The sequence below is a fragment of the Streptomyces globosus genome (genome assembly GCF_003325375.1).
GTDB lineage: Bacteria > Actinomycetota > Actinomycetes > Streptomycetales > Streptomycetaceae > Streptomyces > Streptomyces globosus_A.
Window position 1 is genome coordinate 2,149,716 of record NZ_CP030862.1, and the last position, 25,964, is coordinate 2,175,679.

Sequence of the window (25,964 nt, forward strand, 5' to 3'; positions counted from 1 at the left end):
CGGGAGGCGCCGCATGTCCCACCGCACCCTGATCCGCGGCGGCCTCGTCGTCACCGCCGCCGACGAACTCCACGCCGACGTCCTGGTCGAGGACGGCAAGGTCGCCGCCCTCGCCGCCCACGGCTCGGCGGCCGCCGAAGCCTGGACGGCCGACCGCGTCCTCGACGCGACCGGGAAGTACGTCATCCCGGGCGGCGTCGACGCCCACACCCACATGGAGCTGCCCTTCGGCGGGACGTCCGCCTCCGACACGTTCGAGACGGGCACCCGGGCCGCCGCCTGGGGCGGCACCACCACCATCGTCGACTTCGCCGTCCAGAGCGTCGGCCGCGGCCTGCGCGAAGGCCTGGACGCCTGGTACGCGAAGGCGGACGGCAACTGCGCCGTCGACTACGCCTTCCACATGATCCTCTCCGACGTCAACGAGGCCACCCTGAAGGAGATGGACCTCCTCGTCGGCGAGGGCATCACCTCCTTCAAGCTGTTCATGGCCTACCCGGGCGTCTTCTACAGCGACGACGGGCAGATCCTGCGCGCCATGCAGCGGGCCTCCGGCAACGGCGGGCTGATCATGATGCACGCCGAGAACGGCATCGCGATCGACGTCCTCGTCGAACAGGCACTGGCCCGCGGCGAGACCGACCCCCGCCACCACGGCGAGGTCCGCAAGGTGCTGCTGGAGGCCGAGGCCACCCACCGGGCGATCCAGCTCGCCCGGGTCGCCGGCTCCCCGCTGTACGTGGTCCACGTCTCGGCGGAGGAGGCCGTGGCCGAGCTGGCGGCCGCCCGGGACAAGGGGCTGCCGGTCTTCGGGGAGACCTGCCCGCAGTACCTCTTCCTCTCCACCGACAACCTCGCCGAGCCGGACTTCCAGGGCGCCAAGTACGTATGCAGCACGCCCCTGCGGCCGAAGGAGCACCAGGCGGCGCTGTGGCGGGGGCTGCGTACGAACGACCTCCAGGTGGTGTCCACCGACCACTGCCCCTTCTGCTTCCGCGGGCAGAAGGAGCTGGGCCGCGGGGACTTCTCGAAGATCCCCAACGGTCTCCCCGGGGTGGAGAACCGTATGGACCTGCTCCACCAGGCGGTCGTCGACGGGCACATCTCGCGCCGCCGCTGGATCGAGATCGCCTGCGCGACCCCGGCCCGCATGTTCGGCCTCTACCCGCAGAAGGGCACCATCGCGCCAGGCTCGGACGCGGACATCGTCCTCTACGACCCGCACGCCGAACAGGTCCTCTCCGCCGAGACCCACCACATGAACGTGGACTACTCGGCGTACGAGGGCAGGCGGGTCACCGGGCGCGTGGAGAGCGTCCTCTCCCGCGGCGAACTCGTCATCGACCGCCGCCAGTACACCGGCCGGGCCGGCCACGGGGCGTTCATCCACCGCTCCACCTGCCAGTACCTGTAAGGAGACCCCGCATGGACTTCGGCCTCGTCCTGCAGACCGACCCGCCCGCCTCCCAGGTCGTCAGCCTCATGAAGCGGGCCGAGCGCAACGGCTTCCGCTACGGCTGGACCTTCGACTCCGCGGTGCTGTGGCAGGAACCGTTCGTCATCTACAGCCAGATCCTCGCCAACACGCAGAAGCTGCACGTCGGCCCGATGGTCACCAACCCGGGCACCCGTACCTGGGAGGTCACCGCCTCCACCTTCGCCACCCTCAACGACATGTACGGCAACCGCACCGTCTGCGGCATCGGACGCGGCGACTCCGCGATGCGCGTCGCCGGCCGCAAGCCGAACACCCTGGCCCGCCTCGGCGAGGCCATCGACGTCATCCGCGACCTGGCGGAGGGCCGCGAGGCGAGCGTCGACGGCAACCCGGTCCGCATCCCGTGGATCAGGAACGGCAGACTGCCGGTCTGGATGGCGGCCTACGGCCCGAAGGCCCTGGCCCTGGCCGGGCAGAAGGCCGACGGCTTCATCCTCCAGCTCGCGGACCTCTTCCTCACCGAGTGGATGGTGAAGTCGGTCCGGGACGCGGCCCGAGAGGCCGGCCGAGACCCCGACGCGCTCACGATCTGCGTCGCGGCCCCGGCGTACGTGACGGCCGACGACTCCCCGGAGGCCCTGGCCCACGCCCGGGACCAGTGCCGCTGGTTCGGCGGCATGGTCGGCAACCACGTCGCCGACCTGGTCTCCCGGTACGGCGAGCACTCGGGCATGGTCCCGGACGAGCTCACCGCGTACATCAAGGACCGCCACGGCTACGACTACAGCCACCACGGCCGCGCCGGAAACCCGTCCACCGACTTCGTCCCCGACGCCATCGTCGACCGCTTCTGCCTCCTGGGCCCGGTGGAGGCCCATATCGAGAAGCTGCGGGCCCTTCGGGACCTCGGAGTCGACCAGTTCGCCGTCTACGACATGCACGACGCCCGTGAAGCCACGATCGACGCCTATGGCGCGCAGATCATCCCCGCGCTCGCCGAATGACTGCCCCTGACCGTCCGCATCTCTGGAAGGTGATTCTGACTGGCTCGTTCGCAGTTCGCGCCTTCAGTTGTTGTCCCAGCTCGTCGGCACGCTTCGGAGCGACCTCGTCCACCTCCAGGAAGCGGGGCGTCACCGCAGCGCGCCGGTGATTGATGGACTTGCGAGCGAAGGAGCAGCAATGATCCTCATTGCTGGGTCGCCGGCTTCGTCAGCCCGCAGCAACTCCGCGGGCCGACAGACTCTCTCTGATCACGCGGTCGCTCCGATGCAGTGCCGCGTCCAGGGTGCGACGCAGGCGTGCGGGCATGGTGCCGGAGCCCAGGGCGCAGGCTGAGACGAGGCCGCGGCAGTCCTGGAGCTGCTCCGGGGTGGCGAGCTCGTTGAACAGCGGGTCCTCCAGCACTTCGCGGGCGGCGAAGCCGTCACGCCTTCGGACGACCTCCCGGTGCAACGCGTTCGTGATGCGGTACGCGGCCGGGCTCTCTGGGGAGGCGATGGTGTCCAGGGCTGTGAGGCGAAGACGGGTGTCGAAGACCGTCATCCCTTGTTCAGCGGGGACGGCAAGGAGCGCGGCTTCGAGCGCGTTCTCCTGGCTGTGGTCCAAGTTGGCGCAGGCGCCGCGGCACAGGGCGTGCAGGCAGGCAGTGACGGCATGCTCCCACGGTTCGCCAGCGGCCGTGTCGGCGATGAGTTCGGCGGCGTGGGCTGTGTTGCCGCTGGTGAGGGCGGCGACGACGGCGATCTGACGGCCGTCGAACATCCGCTTGCCGATGCCGTGGTGTTCGCGGGTGTGCGCGAGGGCTTCGGCCCACCGGCCGCTTCCGGTGAGGGTGCGGGAGCCGTCGGCGAGGAGGACCCGCCACAGCCAGGCGCGTACTTCTCGCCGGTCGTCTTCGGACTGGACCAGGTCGGCGGGGATGTGTGCGTCGTCGAATCGGTCGGCGGTGCCGTTCGTGACGGCGTCGAAGAGGCGCAGCAGACGGGTGCGTCCGTCGTCGGGGTGTCCGGCGCGGATCTGCAGGCGGGCCAGGTTGACGATGGGCTCGAGGGCGCGGATCGCAGCCGTGGCGGAGTGGGGTGGCGTGCAGGTAGGCGGCGGCGTGCTGGTGGCACAGCTGGCGGGCGAGGTCGGGCAATGCGACATCGGAGGCGATCAGGGCGGCCTGGTTGTAGACGGCCGAGGCGAGCCCCTGGTCCGCGCGGGCGGCGGCGGTCTCGGAGAGCGTCGCGAGGGCCTGGACGCGGTCGGGGAGGGGAAGGCAGGCGGGCCGGAACCGTGCGACGAGGGGGAAGCGTCGGGCTAACTGGCCGTGCGGATCCATGAAGTTCTCCGGGGGGTCGGCCCGACGTGTGGTGCCGGCTGCCGGAGATGAGGGCGGCGGGCACCACACGGTCAGGGGCGCATGGTCAGTTGAAGTCGATGACGATCCTGTTCAGGGGCGTGTCGACGGCGAACTGGCCGGGACGTTCCTCGGGGGCCGGCGCCTGGAGCGACTGGAGCTCGAAGCCGGCCTCGCGGCTGCGGTACGTGTGGTCCCAGGTACGGATTGCCTCAGCGACCCGAGCGGCGAGCTCGTCGCTGCCGGGGCCGTGGCCGATGACGCCGAACTCCCAGAGCTTGCCGCCCTCAGGGGTGGTCTGGTCGGAGAGGCGGCGGGCGAGGTAGGTCAGGGCGCCCTTGTCGATGACCGCGGTGGAGGAGGGGTAGGGGTCCTCGGTGAGGGCGGTGCCCTTCGCAGCGGCCGGGAACAGCATCCGGATCAGGCCGGAGTCGAAGGAGCAGCTGACGAAGAGCTCCATCCACTCGGGCGATTCCATGGCGCGGACCGTCATCCCGGTCCACTCCTCGACCCGCGGTTCTTCGAGTACGTGGGCCAGCGCCTCGGCGTCGATGGGCGTGCCGGCCGGCGCCTGCAGTCGTACGGTTCCGTCCGCGGTGAGGGGGATGATCCGCCGGCCGTCGTCCGCGATGCCGCGGCGCAGGGGCATGAAGGTGTTCATCTCGCTGCCGAGGGACGCCCACCTGTCGTCGCGGCGTTCGTAGACGATGGAGCGGGAGACGCTGCCCTTGATGCGCTGGGGAACGACGAGCCGCCCGCCGGGGGCGAGCTGGTCGAGCCAGGCGTGCGGGATGCCGTGGGCGCCGACCGTGGCGATGATCCGGTCGTACGGCGCCCCGTCGGCGTAGCCGACGGCTCCGTCGCGGGTCAGGGCTTCGACGTTCGTGTATCCGGCGGCGGCCAGGTGGGCGCGGGCGCGCTCGACGAGGTCGTCGTCGACGTCGATGGTGGTGACGTGACCGGTGTCGCCGACGAGGTGGGCGAGGAGGGCTGCGTTGTAGCCGGTGCCGGCGCCGAGTTCGAGGATGCGCTCGCCGGGCTGGGCATCGAGCTGGTCGAGCATGAGGGCGACCACGGCGGGCTGGGAGGCGCAGGAGATGGACGTGCCGTCGGTGTCGTACTTCACGTGGACCGGCTGGTTGGCGTAGGCCGCCTGGAGCGAGGCGTCGGGCACGAACAGGTGCCGTGGCACGGTGCGCAGCGCGGCCTCGGCGGCCGGGTTGGTGGCGCGGCCTTCCTGGCGGATCTGGTCGACGAGGGCGTTGCGGAGCTGTTCCGCGGTCGGGTCGGGGGTGGTGAGCGTGTCGGTGTTCACCGATCCGACGCTATCGGCGGCCGGGGTGCCGTCGGGGGTGCTTGCGGGGGTGTCACTCGTTCCCATGATGGCCTTTCGGGCGAGGTTGGACAGGGCGCTCTGGTCCTCCAGGGGGAGGCCGGCCCGGTTGAAGTGAAAGATCACGTGGTGGGCGAGAACCGCTCTCAGTCCCCGGCGCAGTCGGCCTTCGTGGTTGAGGACGGCGAGGGCGGTTCCGGCCCGTGCGAAGGCGCGGACCCAGTCGGCGTGGCCGTGGAGCGGGCCGTCCTCCCGGCACAGGGTGCGGGCGTCGACGGTCAGCAGGGAGTGCATGGCCGCCTCCAGCTCGGAGGCGAGGATCGGCGGGGCCGGGCGTTCGGCGGCGACCTTGTCCCAGACGTCGCCCTGCTCGTACCAGTCGAGTCCGGCTGCGCGCATCATCGCGCTGACGAGGAGTACGGCGGTCTCGCGGCGGCCGAGGTGCCCGATCTGGACAGGGTAGGTCAGCAGGTGACGGCTGTCAGCGTGGAACAGCTCGTGAGCCGCCTCCATGGCCTCGGCCCCGCCGAAGGCCAGGGTCTCCGGCTCGTAGATGGTGGGAATCCACTGCCGCACCTGGTCGTCCCGGACAAGCCCGCTGAGCGCGTCCCACAAGGTGGGGGTCTCGTCGCCGACGGTATGCACGCGCAGTTTCCACGGCTGCTTGTTCATGAACCACCAGGCGGAGATCTCTCCTCTCTCCTCTGCTGTGAACAGGGCGGGGCCGAGCGTCCGTGAGATCACCTGCTGCGCGATCGCGCGGTCCGGAAAGGTGACGCTGATCTGGTGCCAGGTGCCCTGCATCGGTGACGTTCCTTCAGGTGGGTAGGCAGCGTTGGTGGGTCGTGCGTGGGTGCTGGTTCAGACGATGAGCAGGCAGGTGTCCCAAGGGGTCTGGGTCGGTGCGCCGCTGGGGTTCAGGAGGGCCAGGGCGATTCCCGCCGCGCCGTCGAGGAGCCCCGGGCCGGGTTCCGGCGGGTGCAGAAGGCCGGCTGCGGTGGTGGCGGGGTCGCTGCCAGGGGGGTATACGGCGGACAGGAGCGCGGGGAGCACTGCCCGGAGCTGACCGGCGGTGGGCGCCAGGGCGTCCGAGGCGGCCCGGGCGGCGATGTGCGCGAGACCGGCGAAGCCGTGGCACAGGCCGTTGTCGGTGGTCTTGCGGAGCTGCACGGGGTCGGTCAGTGCGGCCAGCAGGCTCTGCTCGGCGGCCAGTTGTCGTCGCCGGTCTCCGATGGCGATGGCGGCGAGCTGCTGGGCGCGGGCGAGGCCGGCGGTGCCGTAGCACCAGGACGGCCGCTGCGGCCCCACGGGCATGTGGCCCGCTCGCAGGGCCGGAAGGGTTACCCAGTACGGCCAGGCCGGTCCCCGGTTGGTGTCGGCCTCCCAGCGGTCCAGCCAGCGAAGGATGCTGTTGATGGCTTCCCGATGGCCGCTGGCCATGGTCCCGCAGTGCGCGGTGAGCGCGAGGAGGGCAAGGACGCCTCCGATGCCGTGGGCGAGGCCGGTATTGGCGTGCCCGTCGGGGTAGCGGTCGTCGGGCCGGCCGGAGGGTCCGGAGGCCGTCCACCATCCGGGCACGGTCTCGCCCCGGTGGGTGAGCGGCTCAGTCAGCTGGATCAGGTAGTCGAGGACGGCGCGGACGGTGTCGCTGTCGGGGCGCCGGCGAAGGAGGTAGGCACCGTATCCGGTGAGACCGCGGATCGCGTCGAACTCCGCGAGCGCCGGGAGTTCTCCGGCCTCGATGCGCTGCTCGGCCACGGCCAGGCGGCGGCGCGCGTCACTCGTCACCTGCCGGTCCAGGGCATCGAGTGCGGAGCCGTACGCTCCCGGGAGGCGTTCGGCTGCGCAGGCGAGGGTGTGGGCGAACGCCGGGGCACCGTAGAAGGCGTGGCTGTCGGCCCCGCTGGTCAGCGGCTGTGCCGCTGCGGCGGAGAGCCAGGCGTGCGCGCGGTCCCACGGTGCGAGGCCGGCGGCGGCGAGCTCGATGTGCAGCAGCGCGATACCGGGAACGCCGTGCCCGAGGGACTGCCGGCGCCAGTCGGAGGCGGCCTGCGAGCCGAGAACGGCCGCCGGGTCGGCGAGCTGGTCGGCGATCTCCCGGGCGAAGCCGAGGGCAGGGTGGGGCATCAGCGGGACCTCCTGGCGGTCCAGGCGAGGGCGGCGGCGCGCGCGAGGTAGAGGCAGACGGCTTCCTCGGGGAAGTCCACGGCGACGGCGCGGACGAAGTGGACGTGGAGCAGGGAGGTCAGCACGTCGTCCGCGTCGATGCCCCGGGTATACGGTCCGGGGAAGTGGTCCCGGTAGCGGGCCAGGGCCTGGCCGCGGTCGCTCCAGGTATTGAGAATCGTCTCGCCGCCGGCGACGGACCGCAGGGCTGCCCAGTCGTCGTCGGGGTTGGCGAGCGCGACGGCCTCGGCGAACTCCGGGCGGGCCACCCGTGCCGGCGGCGCCGCGGGGATGTGGTGGGTCAGCCACGACATCGCCTTCGCCTTACTGCCCAGGTAGGCGGCGGCGATGGCCACGCTGTGCGCGGCGACCAGTGCCCGCCGGGACGGCCGGCCCGCGCAGGTGAGCTGTGCGAGGACGGCGCGGGAGTCGGCTCGGAAGACTTCCTCGGCCCCAGCCCACGCCAGCCCTTCGCCCCACCGGCCCATCTCCGGATAGGAGGTGCCGTAACGCAGGTCCGACACCAGTCCAGCGCGCCGGAGTTCGTCCGCCCACGTGCTCACGGTGCTCGCTGTGGCGGCGAAGGCCTCCGGGGTGGGCAGGGCGAAACGGAGCCGCAGGTGCTGGTGAGGGTCGCGGAACCGTACGAACCACCAGGGCGGCCCGCCGAGCCGGTCCAGGAGGTCCGGCAGGTGCTGCCCGAGCAGGACGTCCTGGCGGCGAACGTCCCCGTACACGCTGGCCAGGAGCACCGGCGAGACGGCGGGAGTGTGAACCAGGTCCCTCCGAATGGTGCGAGCAGACGTGGGCTGAGGCAGGCGTGGCCAGGCCGGCGGGCGGCTGGCCTTGACCGGCACAACGACCTCGTGGGCCCGCCCGCCGCACCATCCCAGCTCGGCCGCACCCGGAGACTCGGCGACCGTGATCGCACCGGCGCGGTCCAGTTCTTCGCGTAGCAGTGCCCTGTGGGCGGGGACGGCGAGGTCGAGGGGAAGGAGCCGGTCGCCTACGCCGACGTGCACCGTCAGGGGTAGCCTGCGGGCCTCGCGCCAGGTGCCGAACGCACCGTCCCACTCCTCCCATGGCCGGTCGGCTGCAGGCATCTCTCCGGCGTCCAGCCGCCAGCGGGCCGACGCCAGGATGATGCGGCCGGTGCGCAGGCGGGGAAGGTAGGGAAGGCGGGCGGCGGCCCCCCAGTCGAACGTGGTGACCTGTGCGCACTGGGCGCGGCTCAGCTCGGTGAGGAACCTGGCGAGGGGTGGGGTGTGGGTGTCCAGGTTCAGGGCGTGCATCCCCACCGCCTCCACACGCCGGCCGCGGGCGGGGGCAGCGAGGTACATCCGGCGCCCGTCGCAGCCCACCGCCAGGTCGCCGACGGTCAACACATCCCCGCCAGGACGCCGGTGCTCGGCAAGGCTGATCACGGTAGGCAGCACGCGCGGTGTCCGGGTGACGTGCGCGCTTTCCGGCAGCAGCGGCGGGAACGACAACTGCATGGCTACTGTATCCGGATCGGAAGCCGGAAGGCTCGCAAGCTCCTCGACCAGGGCCTGCCGCTGTCCGGAGTCGAGAATGGAGAGGAACCGGCCCATTCCCACCCCCACGCCGCGGGAGGCGCTGACCACTTCCAGGCGGAAGCGGCCTTGGTCCAGCGCTGCCGTGTCGGATGCGTGGAGCCGGAACCCGAGCTCAAGGTGGGGCGGGAGGCGTAGCGGTTCGCTGCCCACGGTCAGGGCGTCGATCGTGGCCTCGTCGAGGACGACCTCGCGGCGGCCGTCCAGGGCAGCTTGCTGTGCCAGCCGCAGCAGAACCTGGTCGCGGCCCGTCAGCTGCGGCTTGTGGTCCGCAGGGCCGGCGCCTGCGTATCCGTCGGGGTAGCCGATGCCGCTGTCCGCGACCACATCGAGCACCGGAACCATGGAGCCGATCCCGAACCGCTCGTAGAACCGCATGTGGTACGCCTTCCAGGCGGCGGTCCCGAACGGTGCCGGGCACACGCGGGCCAGCAGCAGAGCGGCGCGCTCGGCCTCCTGCGCGACCGCCTCTGGCAGTACGAGGGTCCCGGCCAGGCGCAGGTCGACGGCGACCGGGTCCCGGCGCAGCCGGGGGGCGACGGTGCGCATCAGGGCACGGGCGCGGTCGTGCCCGCTGGTGTGCTGGAGTGCAGCGTAAGCGGCCTTCAGAGCGGCGAGGGTCTCCGATACCCCGACGACCTCGTCGGCACCGATGGCGTCGAGTTGGGCCAGCAGGTAGCCGAGCGCATCGCTCTCCGTGCTCGGGGCGTGCAAGGCACTGATCAGGACGCCGACCTGCACCAGTCCCCGCACGAACCCGGTGACCGTGCCCTTCCCTGTCGACGGGAACTCGGCCAAGACCTTCGCCACGAGATCGGCGACCGGGAGGGGCGCCTGCGCAGCGGCGAGGACGGCAGACACGGCGCCGGTCATCCGGGCGGAGGCCTCGACCGCGCGTCGGCGGGTGGCTCCGGTGTCCGTCCGGTACGGGACGACGAGACGATCGCCGCGCTCGGTGAGTGTGGTGTTGGCGACCACCGGAATCCGCTCAAGTAGTTCAGTGTCGGCCTCCATCCGGGCGATCATCTCCGCCATCCATTCCGCAGACGCACGGGCCACGGGTAGGTGCTTGCGCCCCCAGTCCGCACGGGCCGAACCCCCAAAACCGGCAGTGGTGACGCCGGCGAAGTACCCGAAGGGAGTGGGGCGGCCGTGGGCTCGCAGCACGTACCGGGCCACCGAGAGTGCAGCCCTACGCACATCACGGTGTGGGGGGCTTTCGGCTGCCAGAAGGCCGTCGACTTCACTGCCCAGCGCCGGGCTGGCATGCCACAAGGCCTTTCCGGTATCCGTGGCGCGGATTGCACGCAGCCAGGGAAGCTGCCCGGTCAGGTCTCCGGGGGACCGGTCGGCCAGGTCGGGCCAGGGCAGCAGCGGAGGAGCGGGGGACGCCACCGCGCGCACGAGTGCCGTGCGGCCGGACCGGAACGCGGGGTTTGTCACCTGAACCTCCATGAAGGATGAATGGAACGGACGGGCCCGGTGCCGCCCCGCCGTTGGGCGTGGCGGCACCGGCAGGGTGGAGCGAGTGGGTCAGTGGACGCCGGTGGTGCACGCGCCGCAGGTCGAGCCGCAGTTGTCGTCGGTCAGCGTCTTCAGCGCGCCTGCGTCGCCGACCTCCAGCAGCTCCACGTCCAGGTGGAACGGGTCCTTGGCCGTGGCCTTGGGCTGGGCCTGGGTCATGCCCGGGTTGGGATTGGTGGCCATTGCAACTCCTCTTTTCGCTGCGGTGTGTTCGGTGTGTTGCCGACCAGGGGCACGTGCTTGACGGCGTGCTTCCTGGCCCCCCTCTTCGGAAGGGCCGGAGAGGGAAGTCGTGGGCCGCGAGGGCGGCGGATATCAGCTGCTGTCCCTGGGCGGCGCCGAGCCGTGCGCAGAACGCTCGGAACCGGTGCGGTCTTCACACAGCCGGGCGCGGGAGAGCATCTGCCGGACGGTGTAGCGGAGATACGCCTTGGCCAGCCGCCTGCGGCAGGCCCCACCAGCGGCACTGCACCGCCCTCACCGCAGCACTCCCACCATGGTCGGCGGCGTTGTCCCCGTTACGCTGGCACCATCCTCGGCCTGGGCAGGCGACCCACTGCTGCTGCGGTGCTCGCCTTGGCGGTGCGCGGCCGATTCGTGTGACGGGAACATGCCCTTTCCGATTTCCTGTAGATCAGGCCGATGTGCTTCCGGCCCGGAGCTCGAAGAAGTCGGTGGAGCAGCTGCCTCCGGCAGGTTGAGCCCGTAGGCCCCAGGCGGGTCGGTGCCGTCCTGGTCGGCTCGGAGACAGGCGCTGACGACCTTCCCCTTGCCGTCGCTCCGAGGCGAGGCGCTCCAGTAGTCGGCCATCTGGGTGACCAGGAACAGCCCGCGTCCGCCCGCGGCCAGGGCCGACTGCCGTGCCTTGACCACCGGAGGCCGCGGGTCGGCATCCGCCACCTGCACCACCAGGGCCACGCCCGGCTCGAAGGTCACCGACACCAGGAAGTCCTGTGCCTCCGCTCCAGGGCTGCGGTGCTTGATGGCGTTGGTCGCGAGCTCGCTGGAGACCAGCGCGGTGGAGGGCTTCGCTGACTCGCACCCCCATGCCTCAAGCTGGTGCGCCACGAAGCGACGAGCCGTGCGAACGGATTCAGCTCTGCTGGGCAGCGCCAGGCACGCCGAGACGGCCTCGGGCGACTGCAGAGTCCGCAGCAGGTCTCCCCGCGTGATCCGGTGAGACATCGTCAACCTCCTTCCCTTCAGTGCGTGCGCATGAAGCCGCCACCAGACGCCGGAAATATGGAGTCGACGGCTGAACATCCGCCGGAGAAGGCCTCCTTGCGGCATTACGCTCAGTGAACCGTGCATCGCCCGGCGTGGACATCCCCGGCAAGGCGCGGCCCCGCGTAAAGCACGTAAAGATCGTTTCGTGGACGGGAGCATCCGGTGCCGCGTGAGCGCAACACCCTGCTGGAGGCCGTACTCCGCCAACTGGGCTGGTCGCAGGCCACAACCGCCCGGCAACTGCACCTCTTAGCAGCGGAATCCGGTGCGGACGGCCTGCAGGCGGTGTCCGCCTCGCACATCAACCAGTGGGTCCGCGGATCGCACCCCTCGCCGCCGGCGACCCGTATCTTGTGCGAGACGCTGTCGCGAGGACTGAACAGCCGAGGGATCCACCGGATCATCACGGCCGCCGACATCGGGCTCACAGACGCCGACGAACAGGCAAGTCCGGTACCCCGGGACAGCGACCCCATCGCGCGTATCGTCGACCTCGGGGGGACCGACTTGGACCTGGAGCGCCGCCACACCCTCAAGGGCGCCGCCTTCTCCCTCGCAGGGATGTTCCTGCCGTCCGACCGCTGGTGGCAGGACACCGCCTCCGCGGCCCAGCAGCGCACGCCCTCGACCAAGCGGCACGTCGGCCCGGACGACGTGGCCGCCGTACGCGAAATGACGCAGCTGCTCTCCCGCCGCGAACAGCGCCGCGGCGGCGCGGACGGACGCTCCGCCCTCGTCGCCTACCTCCGCACCGACGTCACCGCCTACCTCAGCGGCCGCTTCCCCGACGATCACACACGGCAGGCCATGTTCACCGCCGCCGGCGAACTCGCCTACCTGGCCGGCTGGACCAGCTTCGACGCCTCCGAGCACGCCCTCGCCCAGCAGTGGCTCGCCGTAGCCCTGCGCCTGTCCGCCGAAGCCGACGACGCACCCCTGGCCGGTCACATCCTGCGCGCCCAGGCCCACCAGACCCTCGACCTCGGCCACCCCGCCCAAGCCCTCCGACTCGCCGAGGCCTCCGTCCGCCACCGCCGTTACACCGACGCCAGCCCACGCGAACGCTCCCTCCTTGGCGTCGTCCACGCCCGCAGCCTCGCAGCCGCCGGCCACAAGCAGCAGGCCCTCGCCACCCTCCTCCAGGCCGAGAACGACCTGCGCAACGCAGAGGTGGGCGACGACGAGCCGGCCCGGGTTTTCTTCTTCTCCGAGGCCTCTCTCGCCCACGAGACAGCCCGAACCCTGCAAGCCCTCGGAGACCTCCGCGGGGCAGAGCACGAATTCCAGCGCAGTGTCCGCACGCGCAAGGCCCAGCCCTTCGCACGCACCCATGCCGTCACCCTGGGGCTCCTGGGCGCCGTGCAGATACAACGCGGCGCTGTCGACATGGCCTGCACCACCTGGTCCCAAGCCCTCGACGCGATGCAGGGAGTCCAGTCCGGCCGCGCCCTGGACACCGTTGTCCGGATGCGTCGCGCCCTGTCCCCCTACCGCGGACGCGGAGGAACGACCCTTGCAGCCCTGGACGGCCGAGCCCGCAACATGATCAGCCGGGTACGCTGACCGCGCCAGCACACCACCGGTCCAAGCCGGAGCAGCGTCCAAGCCGATCCGGTAGTCCCAGGGGAGGAACGCGTGCACGACCCGATCACGATCGAGGCCATCGCCCACGTCGTCGGCGGCCACCAGACGCCGGCCGACGACTACCAGGGCGGAGTCGAATCGATCATCCGCCTGCGCCCGGACCTTCCGCCGGACACGTTGCGCGGCATCGACAGGTTCTCCCACCTGATCGTGACCTGGCACTTCCACCTCGGCTCCGACGCCGACCTCCACCTCGGGGCCCGCAGCCCCCGCAACGACCCGACCTGGGAGCCCACCGGCACCTTCGTGCACCGAAACCACCGGCGCCCCAACCGCATGGCAACCTCCTTCCCGCGCCTGCTCAAGGTGGACGGCAGAGACCTCTACGTCACCGACCTCGACGCCGTCGCCGGAACTCCCGTCTACGACCTCGCCCCGTACTTCGAGGAGATGGGTCCCCGCGGCCCTGTCACCACTCCGGCCTGGCCGGCGGCGATGCTGGCGAACTACTGGGACCCCGCGGAGAATCGACCCGAGTAGGACCTCGCGTGCCGGTACCTGCGACGGCAAGGCAGAGCGTCGGCGGTGGGTCCGTTGCTCTCGGAGGGCGGGCGAGGTGGGAGTTTCCCGGTCTGACGCTGCCTGAGCGAGGCCCTGACTGCTCCGCCGAGACCCACCACATGAACGTGGACTACTCGGCGCACGAGGGCAGGCGGGACACCGGGCGCGCAGCAAGCGTCCTCTCCCGGGGAGAAACCGTCGCCGACCGCTTCTGCCTCCCGGGCGCGGCCGACGCCCGCACCGAGAAGCTCCGCGCCCTCCGCGACCTCGGAGTCGACGGGCAGCAAGTGATTCCGGCGGTCAACGGCTGGCGTCGCCGCATCCCCTCCGGGCACACGGAGGGCTCACGACGACCGCTCGGACGGCGGGACAGGGGCGGTCACAGCACGGCGCGCAGGAAGGAGCGGGTGCGCTCGTGCTCCGGGGCTTCGAAGACCCGGTCCGGCGGACCGGATTCCAGGACGCGGCCGTGGTCGAACATCAGGATCCGGTCTGACACCTCGCGGGCGAAGCCCATCTCGTGCGTCACGCACAGCAGGGTGATGTCCGTGGTCAGAGCGACGTCGCGCAGGACGTCCAGTACGCCCGCCGCGAGCTCCGGGTCGAGAGCCGACGTGACCTCGTCGAGCAGCAGCACCTCGGGGCGCATCGCCAGGGCCCGGGCGATGGCCACCCGCTGCTGCTCTCCCCCGGAGAGCCGGGCCGGACGGGCCTCCCTGCGGACTGTCAGGCCGACGAGGTCGAGCAGTTCCAGGGCCCGGGCCTCCGCCTCGTCCCGGTCCACGCCGAGCACGTGCACCGGGGCCTCCACGACGTTCTCCAGTACGCTCATGTGGGGGAAGAGGTTGAACTGCTGGAACACCATGCCGACGTGCCGCCGGGCGGTGCGCAGGTAGCGCTCGTCGGACGGGACGAGTCCGCCCGCCGGCCCTTGGGGCATGTGGGAGTAAGGGCGTCCGGCGAGGTGGATGATGCCCTCCGTGACCCGCTCCAGGGTCATCAGCAGCCGCAGGATCGTGGTCTTGCCCGAGCCGCTCGGCCCGATCAGCGTCACCCGCTCGCCGGGGGCGACCGACAGGTCGAGGCCGTCCAGGACGGTCCGGGCGCCGAAGCGCTTGACCACCCCCTCGAAGCGGATCATCTCGGGACCGTGCGTCTTCGGGTCAGTGGGCAAGTCGCTTCTCCAGACGTCGCATCAGCAGGGCGGTGGGGCAGCTCGCCAGCAGGAAGACCACCGCAGCCGTGGTGTAGGCCTCCAGGTAGGCGAAGTGGGTGCTGCCGTACTCGTTCGCGCGGTGGACCATCTCCGGCACGGCGATCACCGCCAGGTAGGGCGTTTCCTTGAACATCGAGATGACGTAGTTGCCGAGGGACGGCAGCACGTTGCGTACCGCCTGCGGTATCACCACCGCCCTCCACACGCGCCTGCGCGGCAGGGACAGGGCGACGCACGCCTCCCACTGCCCGCGGGGCACGGAGTCGATTCCGGCCCGGTAGACCTGGGCCGTGTACGCCGCGTAGTGGACGCCCAGTACGGCGGTCCCCAGGGTGAGGGCGTCGCCGCCGGGGACGAGCACCCAGACGGCGAACAGCTGCACCAGCAGCGGGGTGGAGCGGATGAACCCGGTCGCCGCGGCGACGGGCAGCGTGATCCATCGGGTGCGTGCGCGCAGCAGGAGCGCGACCGCCAGGCCGAGGAGCAGTGCGAGCACCGAGCCGAGTGCGGTCGCCGTGAGGGTGAGCCCGAACCCCTGGAGCACCGCGGGCAGGCCGTCCCGTGCCGTCTCCCACGACCACATCAGGCCTCACCGCCTTCGGGCCGCCGCCCCAGCCGGGCTGCCGCTGCCGACTCCAGGAGGTTCATGCCGGAGGACAGGAGTGCCGCGAGGGCGAAGTACATCAGCAGCAGGGTCAGGTACGCGGTGGCGGTGTCCCCGGTCGCGGAGCGGAGCTGGTCCAGCTGGAAGGTGAGGTCGGAAACGGTGATCAGCGACAGCAGCGGGGTCGCCTTCAGCAACTGGATGAGGAGGTTCCCGAAGGGCGGGATCATCAGCACCGCCGCCTGGGGCAGGACCACCCGCCGCAGCCGCAGCCAACGCCCCATCCCGAGGGCGACCGCGGCTTCCGACTGGGTGGGCGGCACCGCGCTCACCGCTCCGCGGACGACCTCCGCGCCGTACGCGCCGAAGTTCAGGCCGAGGGCGAGCACTCCGCAGGCCAGCGGCTCCAGGCGGAAGCCGAGGACCGGCAGGGCGAAGAACAGCCAGAACAGCTGGACGTAGAGCGAGGTCCCGCGCAGGAACTCCACGGCCAGGCGGGCCGGAGCGCGCACCGAGCGTTTCGGCGAGCCGGCGGGCAGACCGAGCGCGAACGCCACCGCCAGGGCAGCGGCGGCCCCCAGCACGGTGGCGAGGACGGTGGTCCACAGTCCGTCCGCGACCCGGGGCGCCGCTCGGACGAACTCGTCGAAGAACTCGTTCATACGAGGCCTCGTCCGTCACGCCCGGCAGAGGTCGGCCGTACGCAGGGACGCCGGAGGCACCTCGCGCTCGGTGAAGCCGTACCTCCCGAGCAGCCGCACGTACCGCGCCGGATCGCCGGTGATGCCGGCGAGTTCCCGGTTGAAGGCGTCCCTCAGCGCACCGGCACCCGGGCGGAAGACCGCCCCGCCCGGGCTGTACCTGGGCTTCCCCTCCAGCTCGGGCACGAACGGCTCCAGCACCTCCACCGGGGCCGCCTGGTTGACCTTGGCGAGCCAGCGCAGCGAGATGCCGGTCAGGGCGAAGGCGTCGATCCGCCCGGCGACCAGGGCGTCGAGGCCGTCCTGCTGCTTGGCGAGCGCCTTCACCGCCGAGGGGGAGACGCCTGCGGCCTTCGCGTACGCGGCTTCCACGGCCGCGGTGAGCACCCCCACCGCCACGCCCTGCTCCGCGCAGGACTTCAGGTCGGACAGCCCGTGCGGGTTGCCCTTGCGCACCATCAGCGCGGTGGGGGAGACGAACTCCGGCTCGGAGAAGATCACCTTGGCGCACCGTTCGGGGGTGATGGCCATGCCCGCGCTGACCACGTCGAACCGTCCGGCGAGGAGCCCGGGGATCAGTGCGCCGAAGTCCGTCAGGGCGGGCCGCAGCTCGGGCACGCCCAGCGCGGTGAAGATCTCCCGGTGCAGGGTGGGGGCCTCCCCGGCGAGCGTGCCGCCGTCCTGGAAGCCGAACGGGGCCTCCCCGGCGAACCCGACCCGGACGAAGCCCTGTTCGCGCAGTCCGTCCAGCAGGGCGGCGTCCCCGTCGGGGGCTCCGGTGCCCGGTTCGGTCCTGCTGCACGCGGTGGTCAGGGGCGGAAGCAGCGCGGCACCGGTGAGCAGCGCTGCACGGGAGAACAGTCGTCTGCGGCTGGGGTGGGCGGGCCGGGGCATCAGGGGTTCCTTTCTCCGAGGTGGGGACGGTCGCCCGGTGCGGGCCGCGGCAGACGGGCCGACGGCCCGGGACCGGGTGTGCGTCGTGGGGCTCGGCCCGGTTCAGCCGACGGGTGTGAAGTCGCGCGACGCGATGTACGAGGGGCGTCGTACGGGGGCGGCGAAGGGCTGGACGGGGCGGTTCTCCACGCTGTTGAACACGAGGAAGACGTTGCTGCGCGGGAACGGGGTGATGTTGTCGCCGGAGCCGTGCATCGCGTTGCAGTCGAACCAGGTGGCGGAGCCTGCCTCACCGGTGAACAGCCGGATGCCGCAGGCCGAGGCGAACGTGGAGAGCGCCTCGTCGGAGGGGGTGCCGGCCACCTGCATCTGGAGTGACCGCTTGTAGTTGTCCTCGGGGGTCTCGCCGGCGCAGCCCAGGAAGGTCCGGTGCGATCCGGGCATGATCATGAGTCCGCCGTTGGTGGCGTAGTTCGGCGTCAGCGCGATGGACACCGAGACGGTGCGCATGTTCGGCAGCCCGTCCTCGGCGTGCCAGGTCTCGAAGTCGGAGTGCCAGTAGAAGCCGCTGGCGCCGAATCCGGGCTTGAGGTTGATGCGGGACTGGTGCACGTACACGTCGGACCCGAGGATCTGCCGCGCCCGGTCCGCGACCCGCGGGTCGGCCGCCAGGCCGGCGAAGACCTCACTGATCCGGTGGACCTCGAACACGGAGCGCACGGAGCCGGACTTGGGCTCGACGATGGACCGGTCGTCGGCACGCACGGCGGGGTCGGACAGCAGGCGCTCCATCTCGGTCCGGTAGGTGTCCACCTCGGCGGGGGTGATGAGCTGCTCGACGGAGAGGAAGCCGTCGCGGTCGAACTGTTCGAGCTCCCGGGCCCAGAACGGGCCCGCGGTTCCGGGCTCGGACCACACGACGGGGTCCTTGCGCCCGATGAAGGCCTCCTCGGCCCCCCGGGTGGGGTAGAGGTCGGTGGTGGCGCGGGCGGAAGCAGTGCTCATGGTGGTGCTGTCCTCGTTCCTTTCGGCGGAGGCCGGTCGGCCGGCGATCAGATCGGGCAGGCCGGGCACGTCAGGCCGGGTCCGGTTCGGTGAGCAGCGGGTAGACCCCGTTGTCGTCGTGGTCCTCGCGCCCGGTGACGGGCGGGTTGAAGACGCACAGGCAGCGGAACTCCCGCTTCACGCGCAGGGTGTGGCGCTCGTGGCCGTCGAGCAGGTACATGGTTCCCGGCGTGATGGCGTGGGTCTCGCCCGTCTCCTCGTCGGTGAGTTCTGCCTCGCCGTCCAGGCACACCACGGCCTCGACGTGGTTCGCGTACCACATGGAGGTCTCGGTGCCGGCGTAGAGCACGGTCTCGTGGAGGGAGAAGCCGACGCGTTCCCTGGCCAGGATGATGCGTTTGCTCTCCCAGGTCCCGGAGGCGGACTTCACATGGCGGTCGGTGCCCTCGATGTCCCGGAACGATCGAACGATCACGGTGCAGGTGCCTTTCGTGGTGAGGTGCGGGGTCGCGGCCGGTGGTCAGGCGGTGTCGCGGACGGCACGGGCGAGGATGCCCAGCCCTTCGTCCAGTTCGCTCGCGGTGACGGTGAGGGGCGGCAGCAGCTTGACCACTTCGTCCTGGGGGCCCGAGGTCTCGATGAGCAGGCCGTGTTCGAACGCCTTGCGGCACACGGCAGCGGCGCGCTCCTTGTGGGTGAACTCCAGGCCCCAGACCAGGCCGCGCCCGCGGTACGTGGCGCCGAGCCGTCCGTGCTCCGCGCACAGCTCGCGCAGGGACCGCTCGATCCGCCCGCCGTTGACCAGGGTGTGTTCGCGCAGGGCTCCGTCGCGCCAGTAGGTCTCCAGGGCGGCCGTCGCGGTGACGAAGGCGGGGTTGTTGCCGCGGAAGGTGCCGTTGTGCTCGCCCGGCTCCCACAGGTCGAGCTCGGGCTTGAACAGGCACAGGGCCATGGGCAGCCCGTACCCGCTGATGGATTTGGACACCGTGACGATGTCGGGGACGATCCCGGCCTCCTCGAAGGAGAAGAACCCGCCGGTGCGGCCGCAGCCCATCTGGACGTCGTCGACGATCAGCAGCATGTCGCGCCGCCGGCACAGGTCGGCCAGACCGCGCAGCCACTCGGCGCGCGCGACGTTGACCCCGCCCTCGCCCTGGACGGTCTCCACGATCACCGCGGCGGGGTGGTTGAAACCGGAGCCCTGGTCCTCCAGCAGGCGCTCGAACCAGAGGAAGTCCGGAACCCTCCCGTTCAGGTAGTTGTCGAACGGCATGGGAGTGGTGTGCACGAGGGGGATGCCGGCCCCGGCACGCTTGAAGGCGTTGCCGGTCACCGCGAGCGAGCCCAGCGACATGCCGTGGAACGCGTTGGTGAACGACACGACGGCCTCGCGCCCCTTGGCCTTGCGGGCGAGTTTCAGGGCCGCCTCGACGGCGTTGGTGCCGGTCGGGCCCGGGAACATGACCTTGTACGGCAGCCCTCGGGGTTCGAGCACCGCCGAGTGGAACGTCTCCAGGAAGGCGCGCTTGGCCGTGGTCGACATGTCCAGGGCGTGGGTGATCCCGTTCCGCCCGATGTAGTCGAGCAGGGCGCGCTTGAGGACGGGATTGTTGTGGCCGTAGTTCAGCGAGCCCGCGCCGGCGAAGAAGTCGAGGTAGGTGCGGCCCTGTTCGTCGTGGATCCGGCTTCCTTCCGCACGGTCGAAGACGACCGGCCAGGCGCGGCAGTAGCTGCGCACCTCCGACTCCACGGCGTCGAAGACGGTCCGGCCAGGTGCTGTCGTGGTCAAGATTCTTTCTCCAGAGGTGTGGGGATACCGACTGCCTCGTGAGCCGGCGCCGGTTCGGTGCCCGCGGTGCGCGGGCGGTTCAGAAGGACAGGGGCGCGATGCGGTGGAGCACCTCGGACTCGTGCCGGCAGTCGGCGAACCGGTCCGCGGGGAAGAGGGTCTCCCGCGTGACGCGGGCGCCGTGCCGCTCGGCGTACGAGGTGAAGAGCCGCTCGGACGCGGAGTTCCCGGGGGTGATGGTGGTCTCCAGGCGGTCGATGCCGTGCTCGGTGGCGACACGCAGGGAGAGCCCGTCGAGCAGCGCCCCGCCGACGCCCAGACCGCGCACGGACTCGTCGACCGCGATCTGCCAGATGAACAGGGTGCCCGGAGCATCGGGACGGACGTAGCCGGTCACGAATCCCATGACTCGCCCGGTGCGGTCACGGGCGACGGCGGAGGTGCCGGCGAAGTCACGGCACCAGAGCAGATAGCTGTAGACGGAGTTCACGTCCAGGGTTTTCGCCTCGCGTGCCAGTCGCCACAGAGCGGGGCCGTCCTCGGGCCCGGGGCGGTCCAGGCGCAGGCCGGAAGGGGAGCGGAGCGGTGTTCGGAGGGATGCCGGGTCTGCATGAGCAGTGGTCATGCGGGCCGAAGTTACCCAGCAGCGGACGAAATGACATGCGGCGTAGGGCTTTTGCTGTGGGTGTCGACTGTGATATTCGCGCGAACCGATTCGGTGCCGAGGAAACCATTCGGCACCCGATCGGCGTACGGATATGTCCGGATATCTCCCCCTGGGGCGGCCGTTGGTAACGAGAACGCAACGCATTTGCTCTGTGCCAGATTTGCGACGTAAAAGTTATCTCTTCGACGGGCGGGGGGAGGTTTTCGCCGCAACGGCCTGGATACAGGGGTGCGGCGGTCGGCGGCGGTCCCGAGTCCGGGGCTCCCGGGAGCGTGGCCGCCTCGTGCGGTAGGGCAGGGCATGCCCGAACACCCGCGGCGGCTGCCCGGCGGCGCCCGGACTGCGGGACTCCGGTTTCAGCCGAGGACAGCCAGCAGCTCGTTGCACGCCTCCTCGCACGACCTGCACGCCCCGGCACAGACGCGGCAGTGCTCGTGGGCGTCGGCGTGCGAGGCACACTCGTCGCCGCAGGCCTTGCACACCGCGGCGCATGCCGTGAGGATCGCGCCGGTGACGTTGGCGTCGTAGCCGGTGTGCCGGGAGAGTACGGCCGCGGTGGCGGTGCAGATGTCGGCGCAGTCCATGTCCGTGCGGATGCACTTGGTCAGCTCGCTCACCATGCCCTCGGACAGACACGCGTCCGCGCAGGCCGTGCAGGCCTGCGCGCACGCGATGCACTCCTCGATGCAACGCGTGAGCTTCGCCTGGTCGATGGACCCGAGGTCGGCCGGATGGGTGGCGAGCATCTCTTCGACAGTGCTGGTCATGCCGGTGCTCCTTTCACCTTGCGGTGTGTCGCGACCGGGTGCCGTCCGGTGCTCTGCCCGGCTGCCACGCGCTGAGCTCGTCCCGCTCCGCCCGGTCGACGGGCGGGTCGCCGCGTTGGAAGAGCCCCAATCCCGGCCCCGGTGGGTTCCAGCGGCGCCTACCCCGGAAGGCCGGGAGGACACGCGCACGCTGCCGCCCGGCAGCGAGCCGGCGGACCGGAGGGTTCGGGTGCCCACCCGCGTGCCGCCGACCGCCGACCGCCGACCGGCGTCCGCGGCCCGTCCCACAGTGCAGTCCGGCCCACCGTGCTGTCGCCATGGAGGGCGAGGCGGTCGTCGGCGTGGTCACCGGCTCCGACATCAGCCGGGGTGACATCATGGCTTGCCTCTTCCGGCCGGTGGAAGCGGGCCGCCCGGGGTCCGGCCGCGCGGATCGGCCGGTCCGGATCCAGCCGCCGGAGACGGATGCAGCAGCCGCCGGACTCGGGACCGGCCCACTCCCCGGACCGAGAGCGGAGGGCAGGGCGCTGAACGGATACGGGTGGGACATCGCGCTCATCGCCGCCCTCATCGTCCTCAACGCGCTCTTCGCGGGCACCGAGATCGCCCTCGTCTCCCTGCGCCAAAGCCAGCTGCGCAGGCTGCGCCGGAAAGACGGGTCCGCCGCGGCAGCCCGCCTCGTCCGGCTGACGGACGACCCCAACCGCTATCTCGCCACCATCCAGATCGGCATCACCCTGGCAGGCTTCCTCGCCTCGGCCACCGCCGCCGTGTCCCTGGCGGAGCCGCTCGTGCCCCTCCTGGCATTCGCGGGCCGGGCCGCAGCCCCGCTCGCCGTGGCCCTGGTCACCGCGCTGCTCACCTTCGTCACCCTGGTCGTCGGAGAGCTGGCACCCAAACGCCTCGCGATGCAGTACCCGCAGCGCTGGTCGCTCATCGCCGCCACACCGCTGAACGCTCTGGCGACGCTGGCCCGTCCCGTCGTCTGGTCGCTCGGCGAGACGACGAACCTCCTGGTCAGGCTCCTGGGAGGCGATCCGAAGGCAGGCAGCCAGCCGCCCACCCCGGAGGAGCTCCGCGACATGGTGGTCAGCCACCGGGGACTGACCCCGGAACAGCGCACCATCATCTCCAGCGCCCTGGAGATCCACGAGCGGACGCTCCGCGTGGCACTCGTTCCGCGCCGCGCCGTGTTCACCCTCTCGTCGGAGGTCTCGGCGGCCCGGGCCCGCACCGAGCTCGCCCGTGCAGGGCACTCGCGGGCACCGGTGGTCACGGCGGCCGGCTTCGAGGAAGTCGTCGGCGTGGTCCACATCAAGGACGTGACCACCAGCGAGGACGACACCCCGGTGGGTGACCTGGCACGCCCGGCCACCGTCTTCACGGAGTACATGAAGGTCACCGAGGCGCTGCGCCGCTTCCAGGCGGACCGGCAGCAGTTCGCCCTCGTCACCGACGAGCACGGGTCGGTGGAGGGCATCGTCACCCTGGAGGACCTGCTGGCAGAGATCGTCGGGGAGATCTACGACGAGACGGTCCGCGACAGCCAGGACGTGATCCCCCAGCCGGACGGCTCCTGGCTGGCACCCGGCTCCTTCCCCGTCCGCGGCCTGCCCGACCTCGGGATCGATCCGTCCGACCTCGGGGAAGCCGGCCCCTACACCACCGTGGCCGGCCTGGTCCTGCACAGGCTGGGCCGCCTCCCCGAACCGGGCTCCGCCGTCGGGGTCGGGCGTTGGGCGGTCGAGGTCACCGCGGTCGACAAGGACGTCATCGAGGAGGTCCGGATCCGGCCCGCGGCCGGCGGAGAGCCGCCGGACCGCAAGCCCTCGGCCGGCCGCCGGAACGGGGACGCGACCACCGGGTAGGTGCGGCGGAGTCCGGGGCGAGACGGTGGGGCGTACTCCCCCGAGCCGGAAAGGGGTGGACCCACCTCCGGTGGGCAGGGGCAGGCCACATGACCCGGAAGGAGGCGGTCATCATGGCCGGCACAGGCCTGGGCCTCCGCGTCGTGGTGGGCATCGACGGCTCCGAGCCCTCATACGAGGCACTGCGCTGGGCGGTCCGGTACGCAGCCGTCATCGGCGGTCACGTCGATGCCGTCGCGGCCTACGACCTGCCCGGCGGCGTGGGCTGGTCCGCTCCTGCGGTGGACGCCGACTTCGACGCCGCACATGCGAGGTCCAAGATGAGGGAGGAGCTGCGGACTGTGGCCCGGGAGGCGCGGTCGGACGTACGGATGGAAGACCGCCTCGTCCGAGGACGCCCGGCCGAGGTGCTCCTTGCGGCAGCCGAGGGAGCGGAGGTGCTGGTCGTCGGCAGCCGCGGCCGGGGCGGCTTCGCCGGCCTGACGCTGGGGTCGGTGAGCCAGCAGTGCGCCAGGCATGCCCCCTGCCCTGTGGTGATCGTCCGCAGAGGTACGGGTACGGGTGCGGACCCGGCCGGTGAACCGGCCTGAGACGCCGTGGACCGGCAGCGTGCACGGCGCGACCCGGCACCGTGCCGGCGGGCGCGGGGCGGGCCGGCCGGGGCGTGCACCGCGTGCTGCTCTGCGTCCCTGAGCAGCGCCCGCCGCGCCGCAAGGGGCGCCATGCACCAGAATTGCCAGAGTCGGTGAGTTCGGCGCCGCCCAGGGGAGAGTGACCGGCGTGCTCGATGTGCCGCTCTGGTTGTGGATCGCGTTCGCCGCGACGGTGGTGGTCTCGCTGGCGGTCGACCTGCTGGCCCACCGCAGCGCCCACGTCATCGGGTTCAAGGAGGCAGCCGCCTGGAGCGGGCTGTGGGTCGGCCTCGCGCTCGCCTTCGGCGGCGTCGTCTTCCTCGTCCTCGGCACGACCGCCGGGACCGAGTACACGACCGCGTGGCTGCTGGAGAAGAGCCTGTCGGTCGACAACCTGTTCGTCTTCGCCGTGATCTTCGGCTACTTCAAGGTCCCCCGCGCCTACCAGCACCGCGTCCTGTTCTTCGGAGTGATCGGCGCCCTCGTCTTCCGCGGCGTCTTCCTCACCCTCGGCGTGGCCGCGGTCAGCCGCTTCACCGCCGTCCTGTTCGCCTTCGCCGCCCTCCTCTTCTACAGCACCTACAAGCTCCTCAAAGAGGAGGAGGACTTCGACCCGGGCAGCAGCCTCGCTGTACGGATGCTGAGGAGGATCGTTCCGGTCCGCGACGAGTACGAGGGAACGAAGTTCTTCGTCAGGGAGGCCGGCAAGCGTGTGGCGACCCCGCTGCTCGCGGTGGTCGTGGCGATCGAGGCGGCAGACCTGATCTTCGCCGTCGACAGCGTCCCGGCCGTCCTCGCGGTCAGCGACGACATCTTCATCGTCTACACCAGCAACGCCTTCGCGATCCTCGGCCTGCGTGCCCTGTACTTCATGCTCGCGGGCCTCCTGGACCGGTTCCACTACCTCAACACCGGCCTCGCCGTCATCCTCTCCTTCATCGGCGTCAAGCTCATCCTCCAGGCGTCCCACAAGATGATCAGCCCGTCGATCCCGGAGATCCCCTCCCCGCTCAGCCTGGCCGTCATCGCCGCCATCCTCACGGTGTCCATCGTGTTCAGCCTGCGCCTGCCGGCCCCGGCCCGGCCGCCGACGGCCGGTGACGCGGAGGACCGGCAACCCCCCGCCCCTCCTGATCCTCCCGATCCTCCGCCCCCGCCGCGCCGGCAGTAGGAGTACGCGGCCGCCGACCGGAGCCGCTGCCGCGATCCTCCCCTCGCCCTACCATTAAAGAATGGGTAAAACGCAGCACGAGACCGGGCCGCAAGGCGTGCTTGTCTGCCCGGTGTGCAAGCAGCACGTCGACACCGTGATCAAGCGACGGCACAAGACGCTCGGCGTCTTCGTCCCCGTGTGGGAGCAGGGCCCCTGCCGCAATCCCGACTGCCCCGCCTACTCCGACTACCCGAGGCACACCCAGCCGCAGCACCGCGGTTGAGCGCCGCCACCTCCCTCGCGGGGGCGAAGCCGCCGGCGCCCCTGCGCTGCCCCCGTGGGGCCCCTACGGGGTGTCGTCCGCGGGGTCGGACCAGCCCAGGGGGAGCGGATCGGCGTCCCCGGCCCCGGAAGACGGTTCGCGGCCGGCGGCGTTGAAGGCGTTCAGCGCGGAGACGAGGGCGCTGCGCTGGGAGGGGTCGAGCCGGCGCAGGATGCCGGTGATCTCCGCCCGGCGCCGTGCGGTCACGTGCCGGACGACCCGCTGACCCTCCTCGGTGAGGCTCTGCACCGTCTCACGCCGGTTGGCGGGGTTGGTCCGGCGGCTCACCAGGCCGGCCGCGATCAGCCGGTCCACCATCCGCATGGCGGTGGACGGCTGGACTCCGAGGTGCTCCGCGAGCACCACCAGCTTGGACGGCCCGCGGGTCGACAGGACCACGAGCATCCGGAACTGCGGCAAGGTGATGGTCTCCTCGACCGTCGCCAGCGACCGTGCCGACACGGCCACCAGCAGGCGGGACGCCGTCAGTACGGCGCGCGTGACGGCCTCGATGTCGTCCTGCGCCGGGTCGGTCTCCTGATGCTCGTGCATACGACCCTTTGTACCCTGCGCCGACGGTCTGCTTGTCCGGTTC

At 71.3% G+C, this 25,964-nt stretch carries 23 protein-coding genes and 1 pseudogene; 8 read left to right on the forward strand and 16 right to left on the reverse strand.

The genetic code is table 11. The annotated features are described in order from the left end of the window. The first annotated feature begins 13 nt into the window (after nucleotides 1-13). Together hydA and C0216_RS09865 are read left to right on the forward strand one after the other, a co-directional pair. Nucleotides 14-1,414, forward strand: a complete 1,401-nt coding sequence (gene hydA / locus C0216_RS09860; protein ID WP_114054907.1) for a dihydropyrimidinase — start codon at nucleotides 14-16, stop codon at nucleotides 1,412-1,414. An 11-nt stretch (nucleotides 1,415-1,425) separates the two neighbouring features. Then, a complete protein-coding gene (locus C0216_RS09865; RefSeq protein ID WP_114054908.1) occupies nucleotides 1,426-2,442 on the forward strand; it encodes a TIGR03842 family LLM class F420-dependent oxidoreductase in 1,017 nt (338 codons plus the stop codon). A 208-nt stretch (nucleotides 2,443-2,650) separates the two neighbouring features. On the opposite strand, the pseudogene C0216_RS09870 reads toward C0216_RS09865, so the two are convergent. From C0216_RS09870 to C0216_RS09895, 6 genes and pseudogenes are all read right to left on the reverse strand, one after another. Further along, nucleotides 2,651-3,764: pseudogene (locus C0216_RS09870) on the reverse strand (hypothetical protein). 85 nt (nucleotides 3,765-3,849) lie between these two features. Next, the gene (gene fxlM, locus C0216_RS09875; protein WP_114054909.1) at nucleotides 3,850-5,919 is read right to left on the reverse strand and encodes a methyltransferase, FxLD system; all 2,070 of its coding nucleotides are present in this window, start codon (nucleotides 5,917-5,919) and stop codon (nucleotides 3,850-3,852) included. 57 nt (nucleotides 5,920-5,976) lie between these two features. After that, on the reverse strand, nucleotides 5,977-7,245 hold the full coding sequence (locus C0216_RS09880) for a lanthionine synthetase C family protein (protein WP_114058562.1): 1,269 nt from the start codon (nucleotides 7,243-7,245) through the stop codon (nucleotides 5,977-5,979). After that, on the reverse strand, nucleotides 7,242-10,310 hold the full coding sequence (locus C0216_RS09885) for a lantibiotic dehydratase (protein ID WP_114054910.1): 3,069 nt from the start codon (nucleotides 10,308-10,310) through the stop codon (nucleotides 7,242-7,244). The genes C0216_RS09880 and C0216_RS09885 overlap by 4 nt, the downstream gene beginning before the upstream one ends. Before the next feature lie 78 nt (nucleotides 10,311-10,388). After that, on the reverse strand, nucleotides 10,389-10,562 hold the full coding sequence (locus tag C0216_RS09890; protein WP_114054911.1) for an FxLD family lanthipeptide: 174 nt from the start codon (nucleotides 10,560-10,562) through the stop codon (nucleotides 10,389-10,391). Between the two features lie 294 nt (nucleotides 10,563-10,856). Continuing rightward, nucleotides 10,857-11,564 carry an ATP-binding protein gene (locus C0216_RS09895; RefSeq protein WP_162793153.1) on the reverse strand — a complete coding sequence of 236 codons (708 nt, stop codon included), beginning with the start codon at nucleotides 11,562-11,564 and terminating at the stop codon, nucleotides 10,857-10,859. Nucleotides 11,565-11,768: 204 nt separating this feature from the next. On the opposite strand from C0216_RS09895, the gene C0216_RS09900 reads away from it, so the two are divergent. Together C0216_RS09900 and C0216_RS09905 are read left to right on the forward strand one after the other, a co-directional pair. Next, on the forward strand, nucleotides 11,769-13,169 hold the full coding sequence (locus C0216_RS09900) for a Tat pathway signal protein (RefSeq protein ID WP_114054913.1): 1,401 nt from the start codon (nucleotides 11,769-11,771) through the stop codon (nucleotides 13,167-13,169). A gap of 72 nt (nucleotides 13,170-13,241) precedes the next feature. After that, a complete protein-coding gene (locus C0216_RS09905; protein ID WP_174250369.1) occupies nucleotides 13,242-13,730 on the forward strand; it encodes a TrmO family methyltransferase domain-containing protein in 489 nt (162 codons plus the stop codon). Between the two features lie 400 nt (nucleotides 13,731-14,130). Here C0216_RS09905 and ehuA read toward each other — a convergent pair whose 3' ends face one another. The 9 genes from ehuA to C0216_RS09950 form a co-directional block, all read right to left on the reverse strand. Next, nucleotides 14,131-14,892: an ectoine/hydroxyectoine ABC transporter ATP-binding protein EhuA gene (gene ehuA / locus C0216_RS09910; protein WP_114054914.1), complete on the reverse strand. Its 762-nt coding sequence runs from the start codon at nucleotides 14,890-14,892 to the stop codon at nucleotides 14,131-14,133. Nucleotides 14,893-14,914: 22 nt separating this feature from the next. Beyond that, complete coding sequence (gene ehuD / locus C0216_RS09915; RefSeq protein WP_114054915.1) at nucleotides 14,915-15,550, reverse strand: ectoine/hydroxyectoine ABC transporter permease subunit EhuD; 636 nt, start codon at nucleotides 15,548-15,550, stop codon at nucleotides 14,915-14,917. Beyond that, complete coding sequence (gene ehuC, locus C0216_RS09920; protein WP_114054916.1) at nucleotides 15,550-16,233, reverse strand: ectoine/hydroxyectoine ABC transporter permease subunit EhuC; 684 nt, start codon at nucleotides 16,231-16,233, stop codon at nucleotides 15,550-15,552. Before ehuC ends, ehuD begins: the two co-directional genes overlap by 1 nt. A gap of 15 nt (nucleotides 16,234-16,248) precedes the next feature. Further along, entirely contained in the window at nucleotides 16,249-17,166 is a 918-nt protein-coding gene (gene ehuB, locus C0216_RS09925) for an ectoine/hydroxyectoine ABC transporter substrate-binding protein EhuB (RefSeq protein ID WP_114054917.1), read from the reverse strand. Nucleotides 17,167-17,268: 102 nt separating this feature from the next. After that, a complete protein-coding gene (gene thpD, locus C0216_RS09930) occupies nucleotides 17,269-18,171 on the reverse strand; it encodes an ectoine hydroxylase (protein WP_114058564.1) in 903 nt (300 codons plus the stop codon). 70 nt (nucleotides 18,172-18,241) lie between these two features. Further along, nucleotides 18,242-18,646 carry an ectoine synthase gene (locus C0216_RS09935; protein WP_114054918.1) on the reverse strand — a complete coding sequence of 135 codons (405 nt, stop codon included), beginning with the start codon at nucleotides 18,644-18,646 and terminating at the stop codon, nucleotides 18,242-18,244. 45 nt (nucleotides 18,647-18,691) lie between these two features. After that, nucleotides 18,692-19,960 carry a diaminobutyrate--2-oxoglutarate transaminase gene (gene ectB / locus C0216_RS09940; RefSeq protein ID WP_114054919.1) on the reverse strand — a complete coding sequence of 423 codons (1,269 nt, stop codon included), beginning with the start codon at nucleotides 19,958-19,960 and terminating at the stop codon, nucleotides 18,692-18,694. Nucleotides 19,961-20,039: 79 nt separating this feature from the next. After that, on the reverse strand, nucleotides 20,040-20,585 hold the full coding sequence (gene ectA, locus C0216_RS09945; protein ID WP_114054920.1) for a diaminobutyrate acetyltransferase: 546 nt from the start codon (nucleotides 20,583-20,585) through the stop codon (nucleotides 20,040-20,042). 398 nt (nucleotides 20,586-20,983) lie between these two features. After that, nucleotides 20,984-21,394, reverse strand: a complete 411-nt coding sequence (locus tag C0216_RS09950) for a four-helix bundle copper-binding protein (protein WP_114054921.1) — start codon at nucleotides 21,392-21,394, stop codon at nucleotides 20,984-20,986. Nucleotides 21,395-21,711: 317 nt separating this feature from the next. Between C0216_RS09950 and C0216_RS09955 the strand changes: the two genes are divergently transcribed. The 4 genes from C0216_RS09955 (at nucleotide 21,712) to C0216_RS09970 (ending at nucleotide 25,330) form a co-directional block, all read left to right on the forward strand. After that, nucleotides 21,712-23,262 (forward strand): hemolysin family protein, encoded by a 1,551-nt coding sequence (locus C0216_RS09955; protein WP_216827064.1) that lies wholly within the window; start codon nucleotides 21,712-21,714, stop codon nucleotides 23,260-23,262. 113 nt (nucleotides 23,263-23,375) lie between these two features. Further along, nucleotides 23,376-23,852, forward strand: a complete 477-nt coding sequence (locus C0216_RS09960; RefSeq protein WP_114058566.1) for a universal stress protein — start codon at nucleotides 23,376-23,378, stop codon at nucleotides 23,850-23,852. A gap of 190 nt (nucleotides 23,853-24,042) precedes the next feature. After that, nucleotides 24,043-25,065: a TerC family protein gene (locus C0216_RS09965; RefSeq protein WP_114054922.1), complete on the forward strand. Its 1,023-nt coding sequence runs from the start codon at nucleotides 24,043-24,045 to the stop codon at nucleotides 25,063-25,065. A gap of 61 nt (nucleotides 25,066-25,126) precedes the next feature. Continuing rightward, on the forward strand, nucleotides 25,127-25,330 hold the full coding sequence (locus tag C0216_RS09970; protein ID WP_114054923.1) for a hypothetical protein: 204 nt from the start codon (nucleotides 25,127-25,129) through the stop codon (nucleotides 25,328-25,330). 63 nt (nucleotides 25,331-25,393) lie between these two features. Here the strand turns inward: C0216_RS09970 and C0216_RS09975 are convergent, their stop codons facing one another. Beyond that, complete coding sequence (locus C0216_RS09975) at nucleotides 25,394-25,921, reverse strand: MarR family winged helix-turn-helix transcriptional regulator (RefSeq protein WP_114054924.1); 528 nt, start codon at nucleotides 25,919-25,921, stop codon at nucleotides 25,394-25,396. Between the last annotated feature and the right edge of the window lie 43 nt (nucleotides 25,922-25,964).